This window comes from Pseudomonas capeferrum (assembly GCF_013523055.1).
Classification (GTDB): domain Bacteria; phylum Pseudomonadota; class Gammaproteobacteria; order Pseudomonadales; family Pseudomonadaceae; genus Aquipseudomonas; species Aquipseudomonas capeferrum_A.
In genome coordinates, this window is record NZ_JAAMQM010000058.1 from 1 (window position 1) to 804 (window position 804).

The 804-nt window shown below is 64.6% G+C and carries 1 protein-coding gene and 1 pseudogene; both read right to left on the reverse strand.

Annotation, left to right across the window (positions count from 1 at the left end; all coding sequences use genetic code 11):
- Positions 1 to 700, reverse strand: a 700-nt coding sequence (locus tag G7009_RS27285; RefSeq protein ID WP_181133376.1) for an electron transfer flavoprotein subunit alpha/FixB family protein, incomplete at its 3' end; no start/stop codon positions are given.
- Positions 697 to 804 (reverse strand): annotated as a pseudogene (locus tag G7009_RS27290) (electron transfer flavoprotein subunit beta/FixA family protein); the annotation flags it as partial. The gene G7009_RS27285 and the pseudogene G7009_RS27290, both read right to left, overlap by 4 nt.

Sequence of the window (804 nt, forward strand, 5' to 3'; positions counted from 1 at the left end):
GGTGCTTGAAGTTATCGCCGTTCTGCATGCCGCGGCCACCGGACACGACGATCTTGGCCGCGGTCAGTTCGGGACGATCGGACTTGGCCAGCTCTTCACCGACGAACGCCGAGGTGCCGGCATCGTGGGCGGCGCCAACGGCTTCGATCGCTGCCAAGCCACCTTCGGCGCCAACGGTTTCGATCGCTGCCGAGCCACCCTCGGCGGCCACGGCATCGAAACCGGTGGCACGCACGGTGATGACCTTGATCGCCGCGCTCGATTGCACGGTGGCAATGGCGTTGCCGGCGTAGATCGGCCGCTGGAAGGTATCGGCGGATTCGACCGCGATGATCTCGGAGATCTGATCGACATCCAGCAGCGCGGCGACGCGCGGCAGGATGTTCTTGCCGTTGCTGGTGGCCGGGGCCAGGACATGGCTGTAGGCCTTGCCCCCGCTCTCATCAACAAGGGCGGCCACCAGAGGCGCGATGTTTTCCGGCAACTGGTGGGCATAGGCGGCGTTGTCGGCCACCAGCACCTTGGCCACGCCGGCGATCCTGGCGGCGGCTTCGGCGACAGCGCTCACACCCTGACCCGCGACCAGTACGTGGATATCACCGCCGATCTTGGCGGCAGCAGCGACAGTGTTCAGGGTGGCCGGGGCAACGGCAGCGTTTTCTCGCCCTTGTAAAAAATCAGCGACAACCAGGATAGTCATTGGATTACCTTCGCCTCGTTCTTCAGTTTCTCGACCAGTTCGGCCACCGACTTGACCATGATCCCCGCGCTGCGAGCCGCCGGCGCTTCGACCTTGAGGGTCTT